The organism is Aquibacillus saliphilus (genome assembly GCF_020404745.1).
Taxonomy (GTDB): domain Bacteria; phylum Bacillota; class Bacilli; order Bacillales; family Amphibacillaceae; genus Aquibacillus; species Aquibacillus saliphilus.
Map to the genome: position 1 here is coordinate 1 of NZ_JAIZAP010000046.1, position 544 is coordinate 544.

The window sequence follows — 544 nt, forward strand, 5'->3', positions numbered from 1 at the left end:
ATAATAATTTCAATTTTATTTCCTTCACTATCATAGGTTTCTATTAAACGCAGAGGATTTTTCATCTTTCCAAGTTTTACAATGGCTTCTCTAGTTATCTCAGACTCAGATGAAACAGGTACTTCCTCAACAACAGTAACCTTGGTGTTGTCTTTAATCCGGGTAACAAATATAATTCCTTTTTCGCAGTACTGATCAAATTTTTTGAAATCAAAATAGCCACGGTCAAACACATAAACAGCATCTTTTTCATCAACAATCAAAGCATCTAACTGCGAACGATCTGATGGACGCGCGGGAGTGATAATAACGTCATCTGGGTATGTCTTTCCATCTTGATGAACAACTCGTGTATGTAATTTAACGCCAGATGTAAATTTGTTTTTTGGTGCCCATGGATAAAGATTGATCCCTAATGTTATGGTTGATGAGTCGATGAGATGGATTTTTCCCAACCTTTTATTTCCTTCTTTTAGGCCGAAGGTCTGGTGTATTTTCTGAACAAGGTGATGCATAGTAGCTTGAAGAATGTCGGGCGGAATAT

At 36.8% G+C, this 544-nt stretch carries 1 protein-coding gene; it reads right to left on the reverse strand.

Going from position 1 to position 544, the window contains the following annotated elements; genetic code table 11:
* On the reverse strand, positions 1–455 hold a 455-nt coding region (locus LD272_RS21340), incomplete at its 3' end, for a transposase (RefSeq protein WP_226038596.1).
* Between the last annotated feature and the right edge of the window lie 89 nt (positions 456–544).